The sequence below is a fragment of the Ideonella sp. WA131b genome (assembly GCA_023657425.1).
GTDB lineage: Bacteria > Pseudomonadota > Gammaproteobacteria > Burkholderiales > Burkholderiaceae_C > Rubrivivax.
This window is the reverse complement of record JAGTJW010000002.1, coordinates 694082-713963: the sequence shown is the minus strand read 5'-3', so window position 1 is coordinate 713963 and position 19882 is coordinate 694082. Positions and strand designations below refer to the sequence as shown.

The following is a 19882-nucleotide window of genomic DNA, read 5'->3' as shown; positions in this document are numbered from 1 at the left end:
GCTGAGCGACCTGACCGCCCGGAACCGGTCATCCGAGAGCGAATGAGCACGCCGGGTACCCGAATGGCATGCCACCGTGCTCCCAGGCCCGGGGCAGCCCGATCTGGCCAAGAACTGACCGCACCAGGGCCGGAAACGCCGGCTCGGCCCGAACGTCGCTGGAGAGGATCACCACGCAGCGCTTGCCGGCCCCCATGCAGACCCCCATGTTGGCCGTGGAGTCCTTGTGTCCGCCCTTGACGAAGCCTGCCCCTTGCGGACCCTTGAAGGCGATCACGCCCAGGCCCGCGCCCAGTGCTTGAAAGGGCGGAGACGCGGGGGGCGGTTGCCGCGAAGGGAACTGACTGCCCGTGGCGATCGTGAGTTGCCACTGGATCAGCTCGGCCCGTGCGGCAGCGCTCATTCCGTCTCCACGCACACAGCTCGCGGCGAGCCGGCCCATGTCGGCGATGCTGGTGTCCATGGAGCCCGATGCGCGCATCCGGCTGCGCGCGTCGTGAGCGCTCCGGCCGTCCATCTTGAGTGTATCCGTCTGCGGGCGGTGCGCCAACGCCAGCGCTCGTCATTGGCCAGACCCGCAAATGCGGAGTAGCGCCGCACCATGTCCGGTGACGCACAGCTCGGCAGTGGCTGCTTCCAGCAGCTGGCAATCGGGACGTCCAGGCCGAGCTTGCCTTCCTCGACCAACTGCATGACCAGGTAGCCGAAGGCGGCCTTGGTCAGCGAGGCGCCGTACATCACGGTGTCCACTTGCAGCGGATCACCGCTGGCGTTGCGAACGCCGTAGGCCTTGGTGAACACCGCCTGGCCGTCGTCAACCACCGACACCGCCAAACCACGGGCACCGGTGGCGGCCATGGCGAGTTGCACCGTGTCGTCTGTCTGTCGCGTGTCCACGGCGCGCTGCGGCGCTGATGACGGCGCGTGGGAACAGCCCCGCAAGGCGCTGCCCAGCAGCAGCGTGGCGGCGCGGCGTGTCCAGACACCTTCCGGCAGTGAACTCAGGGCGTCAACGTCTGCGTCGGCGGCGCCGGGGTTGCCGCAGGTTCAGCGCGGCATCGCAGCTCGCCGTGCAAGCTGCTCTGCCAGCGGGCTGTGGCGCCGAGACGCTTGGACATGCGGCGCGAGCCACGCCGACCCGTGCAGATCACCTCGCCTTGCAGTTGAACTCCAGCCGCGGTTCGACGATGTCGCGGCCGTCGACGCTGAATTCGCAGCGCGAAGCCTTTTCCAGGAGCAAGGCGATGTTGCGGCCCGCGCCCGTCAACACCATGCTGCCGGAGCCGGGCAAGGCCGTGCCCGGCGTGGCCGCGCCCAGGTCGATGGCAGCCCAGTCTTCCGACGCGACCTTGAACTCGTGTGTGCCTGCGCCCAGATCGACAACCGTGCGGTGCAGCCCGTCAACGCCCAGGGTCAGCCTGTGGTCGGTCGACCAGCTGTTCATGCTGCCGCGCAGATAAACCGGCTGCGCGGTCAGTGACGGCAGCGGCAGTGCGGCCCGCGGTCCTGAAGGCTGGCCCGGCAGATCGGGCAAGGTGACGCTGCGCGCCGAGCCGCTGGCCGGTAGCTCGAAGCGCAGTTCGCCGTCGACTTGAGGCGCGTAGAAGTTGCTGGCCGATTCAGCCACGAGAGGCGTCCACTGCTCGTTGCCCAGTCGAGCCCACAGCGCGCCGCCGCGCCGGATCACCCACAGCGTTCGCCCGTTCGGCAGGCTGTAGCTGCCTTGCACACGGTCTTGCGCTGCGCCCGGCAGCTCGACGGCCTTGCGCTCTTCTGGCAGCACCACCGCCAGGCCGTTGGCCGCCGCCGCCAGCTTGAGGGCCAACGCGGGCGCGGCCGAGGACTCCTGGTTGCTGAGCACGGCAATCGTCAGCTTCTGCGCTGGCTCGTAGTGCAGATAGGTCGAGAACCCGTCGATGCCTCCGGAGTGCCCATACGACAGCGGCTGGCCTGCCGACGACACGTTCAGGCCCAGCGCATAGTTGTTGCGCACCGGCGTCGTCATTTCCTTCAGCGAGGCCGGGCTCAGCAGTGCACCGCCGTAGAGACCCTGCTGCCACTTCAACAAGTCGCCCGTGGTGCCGTACAGCGCCCCGGCCGAGTAAGGAATGCTCATGTTCAGAAAGTTCGCCGGCCGCAGCACCTTGCCCTCCTTGACGTAACCGCTGGCCAGCTGCGGCACGATCGCAGCGCTGTGCGCCACGCCGCTGCTGGTCATGCCCATCGGCTGAAGCAGCTCGGTTCGCACGAACTCGGCGTAGCTCTTGCCAGAAAGCTGTTCGATCAACATCCCTGCCATCACATAGCCCGAGTTGCTGTAGTTCCAGCCGTTGCCGGGTGAAAAGTCCAGCGGTGCGTCGCGGAAACTGGCGTACAGCTCGCTCGGCGTCATCTGCTGGTGGCGAATCTTCTCCAGGCCGCCGCCCTGCGTGTGGTTGGGCAGCCCCGAGGTGTGCGCCAACAGTTGCCGCGCCGTCACGGCAGACCAGGCTGCCGGAAGGCCGCTCAGGTGTCGGGACAGCGCATCGTTCAGGCCCAGCCGGCCCTGGTCCACCAGCCTCAACAGCGCAGCGGCGGTGAACTGCTTGCTCACCGAGGCCAGCAGGTACTTCACGCCCGGTGCGTTCGGCACCTGCCACTCCTGGCTGGCGAGGCCCCAGCCGCGGTCCAGCAGCACTTGGTCGCCGCGCGCGACGAGCACCGTGCCGGTGAACAGTCCCCGGTCGGCGAAAGACTGGGCGATCGCTGCCAGCCGCTCCGGGCTCTGGCCATGCGCAATGCCGAAGGCAGCAGCACCAGCGACGGCGATCACGAACAAGCGCGGGGTCGGCATGACGCAACTCCAGGGCAGCAAATGTCAGCAGCCACTCTAGTGTAGTGTTCGACTCTTGAAGGAACGTAATTGAGTTTTCCACCTCCAATGCTCTACTTCGGTTTGCAATGGAGCGAAAAATTGCGAGTTGCCCCAGGGATAGAGTTGACGGATGAGCAAGAGGTCGAACTGACGAGGCTTGCGCGCTCCAAGCGCACCAGCGTCAGGCTGGCCCAGCGTGCACAGATCGTCCTGCTGGCCGCACAGGGCCTTCAGAACAAGGACATCGCCGAGCAACTGGGCGTAGGGCGCGTGCAGGTTGCTCGCTGGCGCGAGCGCTATCTGCAGTCCGGCCTTCCGGGGATTGAACAGGACCTGCCGCGCGGCGCCCCGCCCGTGAAGATGGACGTTGCCAAGTTGGTGGAGCTGACCACGCAGAGCACGCCCGTGGCTGCCACGCACTGGAGCACTCGCAAGATGGCTGCAGTGCTGAAGGTCAGCCCGAGCACGGTGATGCGCCACTGGCAGGCCAACGGCCTGAAGCCGCACTTGGTGCGCGGCTTCAAGGTGTCCCGCGACCCGAAGTTCGTCGAGAAGCTCGAAGACATCGTGGGCCTGTACATGTCCCCGCCCGAGCACGCGTTGGTGCTTTGCTGCGACGAGAAGAGCCAAGTACAGGCGCTGGACCGCACGCAGCCGGGCCTGCCGATGAAGAAGGGGCGCGCGCAGACGATGACGCACGACTACAAGCGCAATGGCACAACCACGTTGTTCGCGGCGCTCAACGTGCTGGACGGCACCGTCATTGGCCAATGCCAACAGCGTCACACGCACGCAGAGTGGCTGAAGTTCCTGCGCAAGATCGATCGTGAAACGCCCAAGGACAAAACGCTGCACTTGATCGCCGACAACTACGCCACGCACAAGCACCCTGCGGTGCAGGAATGGCTGGCCAAGCGCCCACGCTTCAACATGCATTTCACGCCGACCTCAGCGTCGTGGCTGAACATGGTGGAGCGATTCTTCCGGGACATCACAGTCAATCGGCTGCGCCGTGGCGTGTTCACGAGCGTGCCCGAGTTGATCACTGCCATTGAAAAGTACGTCGCCCATCACAACACCAAACCAAAGCCGTTCATCTGGACCAAGAGCGCCGCCGACATCCTGCAGAAGGTAATTCGGGCCAATGCGCGCTTAAGTTCCAAACAGAACGCAACACTACACTAGAAGCCGAGCCGCTGCGTTGCCTGCGGCACCCGACGAAGCGCGTTTTGCAAGGGACAGCCCGACCGGCGGGCCGATCGGCGTCACCGCAAGCGGCGGGGCCGTGCCAGCCCGGAGCATCCGTCAACCGCGGTGGCGCCGTGCCACTGCGGCAGCCTCCTTGGCCACCGCCGCGCGCAGCGAAGCCGGCGCCAGCACCTCCACCTCGGTACCCAGCCGCAACAGTTGCCGCGCGGCATAGGCCTCGGACTCGGTGGGCAACTCGGCTTGCACCCAGTTGGCAAGGTCCTGGCCGCACCGGGCGCCTGCCAGCGGACGCGCCGTGCGTTCGGCCCACTCGGCTGCCGCCGGCTGCGCCGCGCGCAGGATGCGCAGACCTTCGGGCGTGATCCGCACAGTCGCGCGGCCTGCCATCAGGCGCGATTCGAACTCCTCCACGGCGGCTGGCCAGTGAGCGGCCAGCACGAAGCCCGGTGGTCTGCGTGCTGGCGTGGCCAGCACGCTCAGACTCAGGATCGCGCTGACCCGGTAGGTGCGGAGTGCGGCTGCAGCGCCCCGGCCGGCGGGGCGGGCCACGAGGTACCAAAGACCGCCCTTGAGCACCAGGCCCAGCGGCGACAGCGTGCGTGTGGACTCTCCCGCCCAACCGGCGTATTGCAGGCGCACTTGGCGGCTCTCCCACACAGACGCAGCCAAGGCTGGCAGCAGAGGCAGCGCTTCTTGGCGGTGGTACCAGGGCAAGGGGTCAATGTGGAATCTCTCGGCGATGCGGCCCGCGTCGGCTGCGGCCTCGGGCGGCAGGCTGGCCAGCAGCTTGAGCTGTGCATCGGCGGCCTCGCCGGCTAGGAGCGTGGGCGGCAGAAATCCAGCCCCGCGTTGGGCCGACTTCGGGGCCCAGGCCAGGCGCCGCGCGCAGCCCGGGCTATACGCCCGGGCCAGCGTGGCAACGCCGCAAGGGCCCCGAAATCGGCCCAACCCGAAGGGCCGGGGCGGCCAAAGCCGCTGGCGGGTGTTGCGCCGCTGGCGCGGGCGTGAAGCCCGCGCTGCGCGACGCGCCTACGCCAGTGGCTTTGGCCGCCCCGGCGCGGGGCTGGATTTCTGCCGCCCACGCTCCTAGGCCCAGGTCGCGTGCCGCGCTGTGCAGACCGGCCAGCGGCACGCTGCGTGCTTCGGGCCCCGTCAGGCCCGTGAGCTGGGTGCGCCAGCCCGGCGCCAGCACGATGCCGCCGCCGCGCCCGCGCTCTGCGTGCACCGGCACGCCGGCGGCGCTGAGCGCGTCCAGGTCGCGGTAGACGGTGCGCACGGCAACCTCGAACTCCCGCGCCAGCTCAGCCGCCGTGATGCGGCCTCGCAGCTGCAGGCGCAGCAGGATCGACAGCAGGCGACTGGAACGCACATTGCGCAGATTAGCTGACAATCGATGTCAAGTTCAAGCGGGCACCATGAACGCATGCCTGATTCGGACCTGAGCACACCGCTGATCTTGTTTGAACCGCGCTTCTACCGCACGCGCCCGGGCCGGCGCGACGAGTTGATCGCCATGTTCGAAGCGCACTTTCGCCCCGCCTACGAGGCGGCCGGAGCCACCATCCTGGCGTGTCATGCTGCGCTGCAAAGACAGACTTGGCCGCGAGGTGCGCGCCACTGGCGGCTCATGCCGACGGCCTGTTCGCTGCAGCGCTGACGCCCTGCAAGGAGCCACCCCCATGCATCAACAACGCCGCCACTGGCTGCTCGCTGGCGCGGCCACCTGGGCGACCCATCACGTGTTCGGCCAATCCACCCACAGCCCGGAGTCCCGCCCCATGCTCGACGATTCGATGATCGATGCCGACACCCCGCGATTCGATCCCGTGCCCACGCTGCCTGGCACCCTCACTTCCGGCCGGCCGGGCGACTTCGGCTTTCTCGACGGCCAATGGCGCATCCGCCATCTGAAGCGCCGCGGCGAGACCTGGGACCGGTTCGAGGGAGAGGCGCGTTGTTGGAGCATCCTTGGCGGCATCGGCCATGTCGAGGAGCTGTTGATCCCGGCGCGCGACTTCAACGGCCTGGGCCTGCGCATGCTCGATGTCTCCCGACGCCGGTGGTCCGACCACTGGGTCAACGCCAAGAGCGGCGTCATCACCACGCCAGGCCAGACCGGGAGCTTCGAGAACGGGGAAGGCCTCTTCGCGTCCACCTACGAGGACAAGGGCAAGACCATGCACTCGATGGGCATCTGGGACCGAATCGGGTCGGGCCAGTGCCGCTGGCGCCAGGTCTACTCCGCCGACGCCGGCAAGACCTGGGAGCATGACTGGGTCATGCACTGGCGGCGTGCGGGCTGACCGCGCCGCCGATGCCGGCTGGCCGTCAGGGCGGTTGGCGTGTCTCTCCCCAGGGTCTCAGGCCGACCTTTCGACCTTCACTTCGGATCCTGAATCCGCTTCAGCAGCGGCGAGAAGCATCGATCGGCAAACTTCGTCCTGACCCGTTTGCCGGATTGCACTTCGAAGTCCTGCATGCCGTGATCGGCATTCGGGAAGATCACCACGGGCACGGGCTTGTCTTGCCGACGCAGCCGAGCCAGGATTTCCAGTGTTGGCTCAGGCGGCGCTTCGATGTCCTTGCCGGCCACCAGCCACAGCATCGGGATGTGCAGCTCTTCGAATGTCGGCACAGGGTCGCTATGGATAGCTTGGCATAGCGACCCGTACCTGACCTTCGTCCGCCCGGCTCAGCTGCCGAAAAGCAGCCTCTCCCGGCGCATCGCTGGATTGCGACTTGCGCTTGTCCAAGGTCCGGCGAATGGGTACGTCCGCCGGCAGGGCGGAAGGGCTCACCGCCTTCGCGCCAGCGTCAGGCCGTCACGGATGGGTAGCAGCACCATGTCCACACGCGCATCGCCGTGCGGCTTGATGTGCATCGACAGCAAGCTGCGTGGATGCGATCTCGTCGCCCTGAAGGCCCGAGATGTCGGTCATGGGGATCAGGTGGCGCCGCGCGCCATCGTGCTGCAGCACAAGACCCGGCGCCCGGTCCGGTTCGAGATCACTCCTGCAGATCACGCTGACCCGTCGAACCGCGACCGAGCTTACCTGCCGCCCACGCTCCTAGCTCGTTGCGTGCGAGCGTCGCACGACGGCGCTTCAGGTCGGGTCGCCAGACTTCCAGACCGTCCGGGCCAGCCGCATCAGATTGCCTCCCAACACTGCGCGCAAGTCCGCGTCGCCGTAGCCAAGCCTCTGGAGCGCCAGAACGATCGCCTCCAACTGTTCGGGTGCCACCATGCGCAGGCCCTTTTCATACCCCAACGCGGCTGGGAAGGTGTGCGCCATCTTGGACAAGTAGTCATCCAACTCCTGGGAGTCGAAGACGTAGTCCAGGCCCAAAGCCACATGCTGCGGACCGACGAGTTGCGCGACATGGTCCACATGGCGGGCAAAGGTCTCGCTGCTGTTGTCGTTCTTGCCCAGGAAACTGCCGATGCCGTTGATGCCCACCACGCCGCCCGTCGCCGCGCAGGCGCGGATCAGGTCGTCCGGGATGTTGCGGGGGTGTGGATACACGGCGCTGGGGTTGCTGTGCGAGAAGATGACTGGCCGAGTAGCCACCTCGAAGACATCGCGCACGGTGCGATGGCCGGTGTGGCTGCAGCAGACCTGCATGCCGACACGTTCCATCTCCGCGATGACTTCGCGGCCAAAGGGCGTCAGACCCTTGTCTTCGTCCTGGCAGCCTCCGCCCACACGGTTGTTCGTGTTGTAGGCCAAAAGCATCCAGCGCACGCCCAGGTCGTAGTACAGCGACACCAGGCTTGGCTGGTCGGCCACGGCATTGGCGCCTTCAATGTCGAACCCGACAGCCAGCCGTCCGGTGGCGTTCGCTCGCTCGACGTCGTCGGCGGTGCGCAGCAGCAGGTACTCTCCTGGCCGCGCCTTGATCCAGCCACGCAAGCTTGCCAATGTGCGCACGTGCTCTTCGATGCCCATGTCCCCGAAGCCAACGTTGAGCATCACGGCGCTCACGCCTGCTGCGCGATACCGCTCCAACTGCGGCAAGAAGGACGTGTCATGCGGGCGTGCCACTGGCATACAGCCGTGGTTGTCCCAGACGATGCTGCTGCGCAACAGGGTTGCCGCGTCAAAACGGCCTGGCAGGTGGGGTGGATTCATGGAAGCTGAACCATAGGCCATGGCGGGCTCCGATCAGTTAGGCTGCGAACACAGAGATTTAGGGGAATCGAACACATGCCCCATCACGTCGCTCCTACTTCCGGGAAGGCTTGGTCGCCGCTGGACTTCGACCAGGAAGCCTTCCGGGCCGGTGCCAGCGAGAAGAGCTTCAAGCGCTTTGCGCGCCAGGGCGTTCGTACGCTGCATGCACACGAAGGCGGCAGTGGGACTTCGGACACGGTGCGCGTGGACGAAGGACTGTTGCTCACGGTGATCAACTGTGTGCTGCCCCGCACCGCGCGCTGGCGCTACGACACCGAAGAAGCCCTGATCATGTTGCGTGCGTCGCTGTGTTGCGACGTCGCGTTTGAGGTGGGCAGTTCGGCACAGCTCGTCTTCAACCGCCCCGAAGTCACCTTGGTCTGCCTGCCCAAGGGCAGGCCACAGACCGTGGACATCGCAGGCGGTGTGCGCCAGCAGGGCTTGGTCGCGCTCTTCCGCGCCGCGACGTTTCCGCAACGTTACGGTCTGCAGCTGACGGACCTGCCACCCCTTGTGCGAGACGCCGTCACCGGCTCGGCCGAGGTCGGCCGCATCGCGTCGTTTCCCCTCGACCACCGCTTGGCAGCACTGCTGGCCGACACCATCGATACACGGCTGGAAGGCGAGATGCGTGTGGTGCAGTACGCGGGGCGCCTGGCTGAACTGGTGGCCTACACCCTGGACGCCATGCAGCACACGCCGCTGCTGCGCGGCAGCGCACTGAACCGGCTGCGCGACGTTGAACTGGCCCACGCGGCGTTGCAGCAGCTGGAACGCAGCTACCGCAAGCCGCCGCTGTTCGCCGACCTTGCGCACGAAATCGGCACCAACCAGAACAAGCTCAAGGCGGTCTTCAAGGAGGCCTTCGGCGTGACGATGGCTGACTACTGCCTGGCACGCCGGATGCGCGAGGCCCAGCAGCTTCTGTTGGAGGCTACGCTCACAATTGCCCAGGTCGCTGAGCGCGTTGGCTATGAACACCAAAGCAGTTTCGCTTCGGCATTCGGGGCCCATGTGGGCATGTCGCCGCGCGAGTATCGCCAGCACCGCGCACCATTCAACCGGCCGCTGATCTCAGCGGACATGGGCGGCGCGGATCGCCCCTAGGAGCGTGGGCGGCAGAAATCCAGCCCAACGCGGGGCTGGATTTCTGCCGCCCACGCTCCTAGGGTTCACCCGCGGAGCCCGAGCTATCCGGGACAGACCGTGCCGATCGCCTAAATCTTCGGTGCAACGTCAAATGCCGACACCAGTGCTCACATCTATCGTGGCTCGGAGTCTTGAGCCCAGTCGCTGAGAGAAGGACCCGAACCATGACAAGCCTGCAACGATTCACGTTCCGCCCAACCGGTCTGTGCGCCGCACTCGCTTGCGCTGGCCTGCTGGTCTCGCTGTCGGCGGTTGCGCAGCAGGCGCCGCCAGCCAAGGCCGATGAAGACAACACCCAAAGGGTTGTCGTGACCGCCAACAAGCGTGTCGAGAAGCAGCGCGAGGTTGCAGGCACGGTATCGGTGCTGGACGGCAGCGACCTTGAGCGTCGCGGCGCCCGTGACCAGGAAGATTTTCTGAAACTCACACCCGGCGTCCAGCTCAACCGAGGTGACCCCAACGGCAGCGGCATCACCATCCGCGGCCTGAGCAGCCAGGCCTCGCCCGAGAGCGGCGGCGCGCAGCAGAACCCGAGTGGCTCCTACCTGGAAGACGTGCCGTTGGCATCACCCATTGGGAAGGGGCTTGTGGCCGACATCCTGCCCTTCGACCTGGACCGCATCGAGGTGCTGCGCGGGCCGCAGGGCGCGCTGTTCGGTTCAGGCTCGCTGGGGGGCGCGGTGCGCTTCCTGCTGGCCAAGCCCGAACTGAAGGCCTTCGGCGGCGCTGTGCGGGTGGGTGCCAGCAGCGTGTCTCAAGGCAAGACCGCGGGCTCGCTCTACGGCATGGTCAACGCGCCAATAGGTGAGATGGCCGCGCTGCGCGTGGTGGCCTTCGACCGCACGGCGCCCGGCTACATCGACAACAAGGGCACCAACACCAAGGATGCCAACGAAGTGCGCCAGACCGGCGGCCGGGTACTGGCCACCGTCAAGCCCGTGCGCGAGTTGACCGCCACCTTCGTGGCCAGCACGCAGAAGACCACGCAGGACGACTTCAGCTACGTCTTCGGCGACCCGAAGAAACTGGAGCACGACAACCCCTCGCTCGGCCGTGGCACCTCGCAGTTCGACTTCTCCAGCCTGACGGTGGACTACGACCTGGGCGGTGCGATCCTGACGTCCGTCACCGGCTACTGGAAGACCAAGGCCAACTCCAACGGCGACGACACGCGTCTGTTCGCCATCTTGGGGCTGACGCTGCCGATCGTGTCGCGCGTGGCTGCCAGCAGCAGCGACGCCAAGTCGCAGGAACTGCGCATCAGCAGCAAGCCCGGCGGCGCCTTCAGCTGGGTGGCCGGCCTGTTCTACCAGTCCAACAAGGGCAGCGGCGCAGCCAAGCAGAGCGACCCCTCGGCCGCGTTCGGGGTCGTGGACCTGGTGGACCTGAAGACGACCTCGGAAGGCACCGAGAAGGCGGTCTTCTTCGACGGCGAATACAGCCTGGGCGGCGGTTGGAGCGCAGGGCTCGGCGCCCGCTTCTACAAGACCAGCACCGCCTTCCAGCAGACCGGCACGGTATTCGGTGCCCCCAGCAACGGTCCTGTGCTGGCCGGCGGTGACGACGGGAACACGCCCAAGCTCAGCGTCAAGTACCGCTTCGGCGACAACATGTGGTATGCCCTGGCTTCCAAGGGCTACCGCTACGGCGGCGTGAACGAAGGGCCGCCGCAGACGACCTTCAAGTCGGACAGCCTGTGGAACTACGAGACCGGCGTGCGCCTGTCGCCGGCAGCGGGTGTGCAACTGGACCTCACGGCCTTCCTGCTGGATTGGACCGACGCCCAGTTCACCTACTTCGAGCAGCGCGGCTCGCTGCCCTTCTCGGGCATCGGCAACGTCGGCAAGGCCCGCAGCACCGGCCTCGAGGCCGCGCTGCGCTGGCGCATCAACACGGCCTTCGACGTGGCGGCGTCGCTCGCCAGCATCGACGCCAAGACCACGAAGGACGTGAAGACGCTGGCTGGCCAGCAGCAGGTCACCATCTTCTCCGGCGCACGTCTGCCCGGCACCGCCAAGCTGCAGACCGCGCTGCAAGGCAACTACCGCTTCTCGGGGCCGCTGGGCTCGGCCGGACGGTTCAACATCACCCACACGCATGTCGGTGAACGGGTGATCGACCTGACCGCCTTCTACAAGGCACCGGCCTACGACACCGTGGACCTGGGCGTGAGCTTCAACAGGGCCAACTGGACGCTGGCGGCCGGCGTGAGCAACGCGACCGACGAGCGCGGCATCATGAACATTCAGGGCACGCCCACCGGCAGCCAGGTCTTCCAGCAGTACTACCTGCAGCGCCCGCGCACACTGGACGTCTCGGTGCGCTACGACTTCTGAGGCCGGATGGACGCGACCGCCTCACGGCCGTCACCCCCGGTCGCGCCCCCTGACTCCGCCGCCAGCTGGCGTGCGCTGGCCGGCAGCGGCGTGCTGGCCATGTTCGGCGTGTCGGCGCTGTATGGCAGCACCTTCGGTCTGTTCCTGCTGCCCTTGCAGCAGAGCCTGGGCTGGAGCCGCGGCGAGATCGCCTTCGCGCTGACCCTGGCCACCCTGTTCACACCGCTGGTCGCGCCGCTGACCGGCTGGGTGGTGGACAAGGTGCCGTTGCGCCCGCTGATCCTGGTGGGCGTGGTGCTGCAATCGCTGAACTTCGCCGCCTTCTCGATGATGGAAGGCAGCGTGTGGGTGTACTACGGGCTGTGCCTGGCGCTGATGGTCACGGCCGCCGGCGCATCGTTGCTGACCTTGGCCAAGCTGGTGCAAGGCTGGTTCGACCGCTCGCTGGGCCGGGCACTGGGCCTGCTCTTCGCGTGTGGCGGCGTCGGCGGCATCCTGCATCCGCTGTGGACGCAGGCCGTCATCACCCAGTTCGGCTGGCGCCAGGCCTTCATGGTCATGGCGGGGCTGAGCCTGCTGATGTGCGGCGTGGCGGCGCTCCTGTTCCTGCGCGAACGCGACCCGGCGGCGCGCCGGGATGCATCCGCCACGGCGGGTGCTCGACCACCCGCCGCAGCGGCGGCGGCGCCCGAGACCAACGGCCCCGGGACGATGGCCGCCTTCCTGCGCGACGCCATCTGGTGGAAGCTGGCCCTGTTCAACATGCTGTTCGCCCTGGGCGTTGGGGCCATCTTCATGCACTTCGCGGCGCTGCTGCAGGACCGGGGCGCCACCCTTGGACAGGCTGCTCTCGCCATGAGCCTGGTGGGCGTGGGCGGCCTTGCCGGCAACCTGCTTGCGGGCTGGCTGGCCGACCGCATGCCGGCCTCGCGTCTGGCGGTCATCGTGATGGCTGTGCCCATGATGGCCACGCTCGTCATCTACGCCGGCGGCGGGCTGTGGGTGAGCATCGCAGCCGGCGCCTTGCTGGGGCTGTGCTCGGGTGGGGACAACAGCGTCAGCCTGCTGCTGGCGCGCCGCTACTTCAGCGCAGACACCTTCGGTCGCGCCAGCGCCACGCAGATGGTGGCCACGGCAGCAGGCGGCGGCATCTCGCCCTGGTTGGCGGGCGTCGTGCACGACCGCACGGGCAGCTACGACCTGGCCCTGATCATGGCTGCGGCCTGCATGGGCGCCGCGGCGCTGGCGGCCTGGTGGCTGCCTGAAAGCCGCGTGGCCAACACCGCTGGCGAGTCCAAGTCAAGCACGGTGGCCTGAGCCGTGCATCGCTGGCGCAACGCCCTGCTGGCCGTGCTCAGCCATGACGCGGCCGGGCTGCTCGTGGCCGCGCTGGCGGGTCTGGCCCTCGGTGGCCTGGCGCTGGCGGCGCCCGACGCGCTGCGCGCGCCGCTCTTCGCCTTGGGCGTGGCCCTGGGCCTGCTGCTCGGCGGGGCTGCGCTGCGCCAGCTGTGGACCTTGTCGCGTGCACGCCGGACCACGCCGCCGCCGGGCCGGCTGGTCGACCTGGGGGGCTATCGCGTTCACGTGCTGGCCGAGGGCATCGTGCGGCCCGGACACGTGCCCGTGGTCTGGTTCGCCGGCGGCCATGCCAGCGGCTACGGCATGCACCACCTGCACCGCGCCTTCCGCGGCGAGACGCGCTCGATCCTGATTGACCGCCCAGGCACCGGCTGGAGCGACACCGGCCCCTTCCCGCGCACCACCGCGCGCGAGGCCGACGAAGTGGTGCTGGCGCTGGAACGCGCCGGCGAGAAGGGCCCGTTCATCTGGGCCGGGCACTCCTTCGGCGGGCTGCTCGCGGCCAACATCGCGCGCCGCCGGCCGGACCTGGTGCACCTGCTGGTGCTGCTCGACCCCACGCCGCTGGAGACCATCGTCTTCGGCCCGCGCCTGTCGGCGCTGAAGGACATGCGCCGCGGCGCCTGGCTGGGCGGGCTTGCACAGCTCTTCGGCCTGAACCTGCAAGAACGGCACAACGCCCGCATGGCCCAGGTGCCAGCCTACAAGCAGGCCATGGAGGCCACGCGGGCCGTGCTGGGGCCCGAGGTGGCCGCCGCCAGCGCGGTGCAGGCGAACGCCGGCCACTTCTTTGCGCAGGCGTCCATCTACAGCGAACTCAGCCCCGAAGGCGTGGCGGCCGTGGCCTGGGACACGGTGGTCTATGACCGCGACCTGGGCGACCTGCCGGTGTGGCTGGTCGGCCCGAAGGACGACGAGGACGGTGACATCGCGCTGCTGCCCGAAGCCCGGACCGGCGGCGACGCCAACGCGCGCCGCATGTTCCGTTTCTTCGCGGCCACGCGCGAACGCTACCTGGCCACGTCCACGCGCTCGCGGCGTGTCGTGGCGCCCAAGGGCGCCGGCCACAACTTCGTCTACGAGCTCCCGGACTGGACGATCGGCGTGATGCGCGAGGCCATCCGTGGCGCACCGGCGGAGCCCAAACCATGACCCATCAGAACCCGCAGACCACCGCTCGAGCCTTGGCGATGCTGGCCGAGCAGTACTGGGCCTTCGAGTGCCACGCACTGCCCTTGTCGGCCGCGCTCGCCGGGCAACCGCTGGCCGATGCCGTTCTGTTCCGCGAGTCAGCGGCCGACCACCAGCGCCGTGATCAGGATGCCGCGCTGTTGCTGAAGCGGGCTGAACAGATCGATGCCGGCCCCCTTCAAGCCCAGGAGCGTGCCACGCTGGCGCTGATCCGGCGCGAACTGACCGGGCTGCGCGCACAGCACGCTGCCGACTCGTGGCAGAGGCCCTGGCTGTTCCCCGCCGGGCCTGACTTCACCGCGATGTTCTGGGCCAACTCCACCAGCGTCGGTGACGCCGCCGCAGCGGCGCTGTACGTCGACCGCCTGGCCGGCTTGCCCGGCTACCTGCGCGACGTGCAGTCCAACATCGAGGCCGGCCACGCGCGCGGCTACCGCTATCCGCGGGTGGTGCTGCAGAGCGCGGCGGCCAACACGCGGGGCATCCTGGGCGCAGCGCCTGATGCCTCGGCCTGGCTGTCGCCCTTCAAGCGCTCGCCGGCCGCGGCGCAACCGGCCGTGCGGGCCCAGGCCGAGCGCGCTCTGGGTGTGGTGAGCGCGGCCCTGATGCCGGCCTTGCAGGCGTGGGCCGACTTCCTGGAAGGCCTGGTGGCGCGCGGCGCTCGCGACTCGCTCAGCTGCGTGGACGGCCCGGCCGGCGCCGCGTACTACCGCGCCTGGGTGGGGCACTTCACCAGCACCACCGACGACCCCGACGAGGTGCACACGCTGGGCCTGGCCGAAGTGGCACGGCTGGAGCACGAGATCGAAGCCGTGGCCCGCGACGCCGGCTACGGCGGCAACGTGGCGGGGTACCGCGCCTTCCTGGCATCGGACCCGCAGTTCATCGCCCCCTCGCGCGACGCCCTGCGCGAAAGCATCGAGGCCCTGTGCAAGCGCGTGGACCGGCGCATCCCGGAGTTTTTCGGCCTCATCCCGCGCATCACCTACGGCGTGCAGAGCATTCCCGACGCCGTCTCGGCGCGCATGCCGCCGGCCTACGCGCAGCCCAGCCCCGCCGATGGCTCGTCGGCCGGCATCTTCTGGATCAGCGGGCTGCCGTCCAAGGCGCCGAGCTACCTGCACCCGGCCCTCGTCGTGCACGAAGCCTGGCCTGGCCACCTGATGCACATGGCGCTGATGAACGAGCAGGCCGAACTGCCGGCCTTCCGCCGCTACGGCGCCGTCAAGTACACCGCCTGCGTCGAAGGCTGGGCGCTGTACTGCGAAACGCTGGGCATCGAGATGGGCCTGTACACCACGCCGCACGAACACTACGGCCGGCTGGAGATGGAGATGTGGCGCGCCGTGCGCCTGGTGGTCGACACCGGCATCCACGCGCAAGGCTGGAGCCGCGAGCAGGCGGTGGCCTACATGGCCGGGCGCCTGAGCCTGTCGAGCGAGACCATCGAGGGCGAGGTCGACCGTTACGCCGCGCTGCCCGCGCAGGCGCTGGGCTACCAGATCGGCAACCTCCAGCTGCGCGAACTGCGCCGCCGCGCCGAGGCGCAGCTCGGCCAGCGTTTCCGGCACCGCGACTTCCACGCAGCGGTGATGAGCGCCGGCGCCGTGACGCTGCCGGTGCTGGATGACCTGGTGAACGACTGGCTGCAGCGCCAGGCCGGCGAGGCCACACGTGCCGCTTGACCCGGCCAGCGGCGTCTTCTATGAGGTTCAGGGACAGGGCCAGCCCTTGCTCATTGGCTTGCCGCTGATGGCCTCGTTCACCGAGCTGTTCGGCAGCGAGATGCAGCCGGTGCTTGACGGCTATCTGAACCGGTTGACCGATCGCTACCGTGTGCTGCGCGTGGACTACCCCAGCATCGGCGGCAGCCGCGACATCCCGCCGCAGGCGCTCACCGCCGACCGTGTCTGCGCCGACCTGCTGGCCGTGGCCAGCGCGGCCGGCTTCGACCGGTTCGCGTACTGGGGCTACTCCTGGGGCGCCGCCGTGGGCCTGCAACTGGCCGCGCGCACCGACCGCCTGAGCGCGCTGGTGCTGGGCGGATGGCCGCCGCTGGGCGCCCCGTATGCCGGCATCCTGCGGGCCACGCGGCTGAAGCAGGCCGACCCGGAGCCTTCGTCGATGAAGGTGCTGCGCTCGAAGGAACAGTACCGGCAGTGGGAGACCTGGTACAGCAGCATGCAGGGCTGGCCCGAAGCCGACTCGGTGCAGCGCATCGCCTGCCCGAAGATGGTCTTCTTTGGTAGTGACGGTGATCTGGTCGAAGCCGGCATCCCGATCCGCATCGCCTCCATCGTCGGCGAGCACCGCGACGAACTGCTGCAACAGGGCTGGACGGTGCACGAGATCATGGGCCAGGGCCATGGCGTGTGCATGGCGCCGGGGCTCGTCGTGCCACCCGTGCGCGCCTTCCTCGACCGCGTACTCGCATGAACACCCGCCCATCCCCTGCCGCACAGGCGTTGCTGGACCCCTGGGCAGGCCCCTATGGCGGCTTGCCGCCCCTGGCCTGTGTCGACCCTGAGGCGCTGGAAGAAGCCATGCGCTGCGCACTGGACCTCAAGCGCGGCGAGGTGCAGGCCATCGCATCGAACCCCGCACCACCCAGCTTCGAGAACACCGCCGCAGCGCTGGAAGCCTGCGGTGCCGAGTTGCGCCGGGTGTCCTGTGTGCACGGGGTCTATGCGGCCAGCATGAGCCTGGGCGACATGCCGGCCGTGGCGCAGCGCATGGCACCCATGGTGGCGGGCCTGGACGACGAGATCGCGCACGATGAGCGGCTGTTCGCACGCCTGACTGCGGTCTGGGACGAGCGCGTGCAGGCCGGGCTGTCACCGGAGCAGCAGCGTCTGGTGGACGTCTTGCGCACGCGCATGCAGCGCCGCGGCGCCGGCTTGCCGCGTCCGGCAAAGGAGCGGCTGGCGGCCATCAACCGCCGCCTGGCCGCCTTGTCGTCGCGCTACAACCAGAACCTGATCGCTGAGGCCAGCGAACAGGCTGTCTTCATCGACGACGCGCCAGGCCTGGACGGCCTGCCCGACGCGCTGCGCGCAGCCGCCGCCGCCGCCGCGGCCGAGCGGGGCCGGCCGGGCCATTGGGCCATTCCCAATGCCCGCGGCGCGGTGTGGCCCTTCCTGACGCTGGCCACGCGGCGAGACCTGCGCGAGCAGGTCTGGCGCATGTGGACGAACCGCGGCGACAACGCCGGCCCCCACGACAACAAGCCCGTGGCCGCCGAGATGCTGCAGCTGCGCGGCGAGCTGGCGCGCCTGATGGGTTACCCGAGCTACGCCCACCTGGCGCTGGCCGACCGCATGGTGGGCACACCCGAAGCCGCGGTGGCTCTGCTGCAGCGCACCTGGGCCAGCGTGAAGCCGCGTGCGTTGGCGCAGCTGGCCGACTACCAGGCCCTGGCCGACCGCGAAGGCGCAGGCATCCGCCTGGCTCCGTGGGACCGGCAGTTCTACGCCGAGAAGCTGCGCCGCGAACGCTTCGGCCTGGATGGCGACGCTGTCAAGGCGCACTTCCCGCTGGACGCCGTGCTGCAGGCCCTGTTCTGGGCCGCCGGCCGCGTGCACGGCCTGGCCTTCAAGGCCATCGAGGGCGCGCCGCTCATCCACCCCACGGTGCGGGTCTACGAAGTGAGCCGCGGGGGCGAGCCCATCGGCGTCATCTACTTCGACCTGTTCAACCGCCCCGGCAAGGCGCACGGTTCGTACCAGACGCAGTACCGCGAGGCCGAGAGCTTCCGCGGCGGGGTGCTGCCCATCTCGGGTGTGTACTCCACGTTCCCCCCGCCGCCGGGCATGGATCAGGGCCAGCCCGTGCTGCTGCCCTGGGAGTACGCGAACGTCTTCTTCCACGAATTTGGCCACGCGCTGCACATGCTGCATTGCACGTCTGCCTACCGTTCGCTGGGCAGCCAGCACGTGGCCTGGGATTTCGTCGAACTGCCTGCGCTCATCAACGAACGCTGGCTGCGCGACCGCGAGCTGCTGGCCCGCTTTGCGCGCCACCACGTCACCGGCGAGCCGATCGCGCCGGCCCTGGTCGACCGCATCGAGCAGGGCCTGCGATACGACCGCATCTTCAGCCTGAACCCCGACTTCCTGCTGCCGGCCCTCGTCGACCTGCGGCTGCATCTGCTGGCGGACGGCGGTGGCCGTCCGATGGACCCGGTGCAGGTGGAGAACGACGCGCTGGCCGAGCTGGGCATGCCCGAGGCCTGGGACCTGATCATGCGCGTGACGCACAACTTCCATGTCTTCATCGGCGCCTATGCGGCAGGGCTGTATTCGTACCTGTGGGCCGACGTGATGGCGGCAGACGCCGTGGAAGCCTTCGAGCGTTCGCCTGGCGGCCTGTACGACGCCGACACGGCCAGGCGCTGGATCGAGAAGGTGCTGAGCGTCGGCCATCGCGTGGCCGCCGACGACGCGTTCCGCGACTTCGCCGGACACGATCCGGATCCGACGCCGCTGCACCGGCGTTTCGGGTTGGCCTGAGAGCCCGTGCCGTGAGCGCCTTCTTGCGCAACGCCTGGTACGTTGCCGCCTGGTCGCACGAACTGCAGGCGGGCCAGTTGCTTGCCCGCACGATCATCGGCATACCACTGGTGCTGTGGCGCACGGCTGGCGGCGCGATTGCCGCACTCGAGGACCGCTGCGTGCACCGCCACGCACCACTGTCGCGCGGCCGACTCGAAGGCGATGCCCTACGCTGCGGGTATCACGGCTTGAAGTTCGCGCCCGACGGCCGCTGTTTCGAGGTGCCCGGCATGGACTCGCCGCCGCCGGCGGCCTGCGTGCGGCGCTTTGCCGTGGTCGAGCACAGAAGCTGGGTGATGGTGTGGATGGGCGATGACGTGGCGAGCGCCGACACCGGTTTGCTGCCCGACAACTTCTCCTGCGAATCGTCCGAGTGGGCCTATGCCCCGGGCTACTTGCACTACGACACTCCGGTCGAACTCATCGCCGACAACCTGCTCGATTTCTCGCATCTGAGCTATGTGCATGCGGCCACGTTCGGCGGCGGCGGAGACGACACACTGGCGCGCGTGCAGCCAAGGGTGGAACGTCTGTCGCGCGGCGTTCGTGTGCGGCGAGACATCTCCCGGGTGCCGCCGCCCGCGTACTACCGCCCGCTTTGGGATCATGACGGCCCGGTCGACCGCTGGCTGCACTACGAATTCCTGCTGCCCGGCACGCTGCTGATGCATTCTGGCGCGCAGCCCGCCGGCATGGCCGCGGAAGACGCCGAAAGCCAAGGCACCGGCGTTCGCTTCCACAGCTGCCAGGCCCTCACCCCCGAGACGGCCACGAGCACCCACTACTTCTTCATGGAAGCACACCGCGCCGACCGCGGCGATGCAAACGTCACAAAGGCGCTGTACCAAGGCCTCTTGACAGCCTTCGAGGAAGACCACGCGATGATTGCCGCGCAATGGCGCAACCTGCAGCGTGCGCCAGACCGTCGGATGCTGCCGTTGCACATGGACGCGGCACTGAGCCACTATCGGCAGCTCTACGCCGCCGCACTTCGATCCGAGACGCCGACCTGATTCACCGTGACTCGACCCCACGCTCCCTTCGCTCAGGAACCGCTGCCCG

18 protein-coding genes are annotated in these 19882 nt (G+C 68.4%); 11 read left to right on the top strand and 7 right to left on the bottom strand.

The features are described 5' to 3' along the window. Positions 1 to 28: 28 nt before the first annotated feature. The 3 genes from KA711_13280 to KA711_13270 form a co-directional block, all read right to left on the bottom strand. Positions 29 to 403 (bottom strand): hypothetical protein, encoded by a 375-nt coding sequence (locus KA711_13280; protein ID MCM0609941.1) that lies wholly within the window; start codon positions 401 to 403, stop codon positions 29 to 31. Further along, positions 400 to 897, bottom strand: coding sequence for a serine hydrolase (locus KA711_13275; GenBank protein ID MCM0609940.1), 498 nt, complete (start codon positions 895 to 897; stop codon positions 400 to 402). The genes KA711_13280 and KA711_13275 overlap by 4 nt, the downstream gene beginning before the upstream one ends. A 250-nt stretch (positions 898 to 1147) precedes the next feature. After that, complete coding sequence (locus KA711_13270; GenBank protein ID MCM0609939.1) at positions 1148 to 2833, bottom strand: serine hydrolase; 1686 nt, start codon at positions 2831 to 2833, stop codon at positions 1148 to 1150. Between the two features lie 87 nt (positions 2834 to 2920). On the opposite strand from KA711_13270, the gene KA711_13265 reads away from it, so the two are divergent. Then, positions 2921 to 4039 carry an IS630 family transposase gene (locus KA711_13265; GenBank protein ID MCM0609938.1) on the top strand — a complete coding sequence of 373 codons (1119 nt, stop codon included), beginning with the start codon at positions 2921 to 2923 and terminating at the stop codon, positions 4037 to 4039. Between the two features lie 120 nt (positions 4040 to 4159). On the opposite strand, the gene KA711_13260 is transcribed toward KA711_13265, so the two are convergent. Beyond that, entirely contained in the window at positions 4160 to 4732 is a 573-nt protein-coding gene (locus KA711_13260) for a WYL domain-containing protein (GenBank protein MCM0609937.1), read from the bottom strand. A gap of 226 nt (positions 4733 to 4958) precedes the next feature. Further along, positions 4959 to 5432: an HTH domain-containing protein gene (locus tag KA711_13255; protein ID MCM0609936.1), complete on the bottom strand. Its 474-nt coding sequence runs from the start codon at positions 5430 to 5432 to the stop codon at positions 4959 to 4961. Positions 5433 to 5486: 54 nt separating this feature from the next. Here KA711_13255 and KA711_13250 point away from each other — a divergent pair, with 54 nt between their 5' ends. Continuing rightward, positions 5487 to 5720, top strand: coding sequence for a hypothetical protein (locus KA711_13250; GenBank protein ID MCM0609935.1), 234 nt, complete (start codon positions 5487 to 5489; stop codon positions 5718 to 5720). Between the two features lie 22 nt (positions 5721 to 5742). After that, positions 5743 to 6366, top strand: coding sequence for a hypothetical protein (locus KA711_13245; protein MCM0609934.1), 624 nt, complete (start codon positions 5743 to 5745; stop codon positions 6364 to 6366). Between the two features lie 77 nt (positions 6367 to 6443). Here KA711_13245 and KA711_13240 read toward each other — a convergent pair whose 3' ends face one another. Next, positions 6444 to 6668 carry a prolyl oligopeptidase family serine peptidase gene (locus KA711_13240; protein MCM0609933.1) on the bottom strand — a complete coding sequence of 75 codons (225 nt, stop codon included), beginning with the start codon at positions 6666 to 6668 and terminating at the stop codon, positions 6444 to 6446. Positions 6669 to 7167: 499 nt separating this feature from the next. Next, on the bottom strand, positions 7168 to 8193 hold the full coding sequence (locus tag KA711_13235) for a membrane dipeptidase (protein MCM0609932.1): 1026 nt from the start codon (positions 8191 to 8193) through the stop codon (positions 7168 to 7170). A 246-nt stretch (positions 8194 to 8439) separates the two neighbouring features. Between KA711_13235 and KA711_13230 the strand changes: the two genes are divergently transcribed. From KA711_13230 to KA711_13195, 8 genes are all read left to right on the top strand, one after another. Continuing rightward, positions 8440 to 9342 (top strand): helix-turn-helix transcriptional regulator, encoded by a 903-nt coding sequence (locus KA711_13230; GenBank protein MCM0609931.1) that lies wholly within the window; start codon positions 8440 to 8442, stop codon positions 9340 to 9342. A gap of 206 nt (positions 9343 to 9548) precedes the next feature. Beyond that, the gene (locus tag KA711_13225) at positions 9549 to 11720 is read left to right on the top strand and encodes a TonB-dependent receptor (GenBank protein ID MCM0609930.1); all 2172 of its coding nucleotides are present in this window, start codon (positions 9549 to 9551) and stop codon (positions 11718 to 11720) included. 6 nt (positions 11721 to 11726) lie between these two features. Next, complete coding sequence (locus KA711_13220; protein MCM0609929.1) at positions 11727 to 13037, top strand: MFS transporter; 1311 nt, start codon at positions 11727 to 11729, stop codon at positions 13035 to 13037. A 3-nt stretch (positions 13038 to 13040) separates the two neighbouring features. After that, positions 13041 to 14231 (top strand): alpha/beta fold hydrolase, encoded by a 1191-nt coding sequence (locus tag KA711_13215; GenBank protein MCM0609928.1) that lies wholly within the window; start codon positions 13041 to 13043, stop codon positions 14229 to 14231. After that, positions 14228 to 15955 (top strand): DUF885 domain-containing protein, encoded by a 1728-nt coding sequence (locus KA711_13210; protein MCM0609927.1) that lies wholly within the window; start codon positions 14228 to 14230, stop codon positions 15953 to 15955. Before KA711_13215 ends, KA711_13210 begins: the two co-directional genes overlap by 4 nt. Continuing rightward, on the top strand, positions 15945 to 16706 hold the full coding sequence (locus KA711_13205; protein ID MCM0609926.1) for an alpha/beta hydrolase: 762 nt from the start codon (positions 15945 to 15947) through the stop codon (positions 16704 to 16706). The genes KA711_13210 and KA711_13205 overlap by 11 nt, the downstream gene beginning before the upstream one ends. Beyond that, positions 16703 to 18778 (top strand): M3 family metallopeptidase, encoded by a 2076-nt coding sequence (locus KA711_13200; GenBank protein ID MCM0609925.1) that lies wholly within the window; start codon positions 16703 to 16705, stop codon positions 18776 to 18778. The genes KA711_13205 and KA711_13200 overlap by 4 nt, the downstream gene beginning before the upstream one ends. 11 nt (positions 18779 to 18789) lie before the next feature. Further along, positions 18790 to 19833 carry an aromatic ring-hydroxylating dioxygenase subunit alpha gene (locus KA711_13195; protein ID MCM0609924.1) on the top strand — a complete coding sequence of 348 codons (1044 nt, stop codon included), beginning with the start codon at positions 18790 to 18792 and terminating at the stop codon, positions 19831 to 19833. Positions 19834 to 19882: the final 49 nt, after the last annotated feature.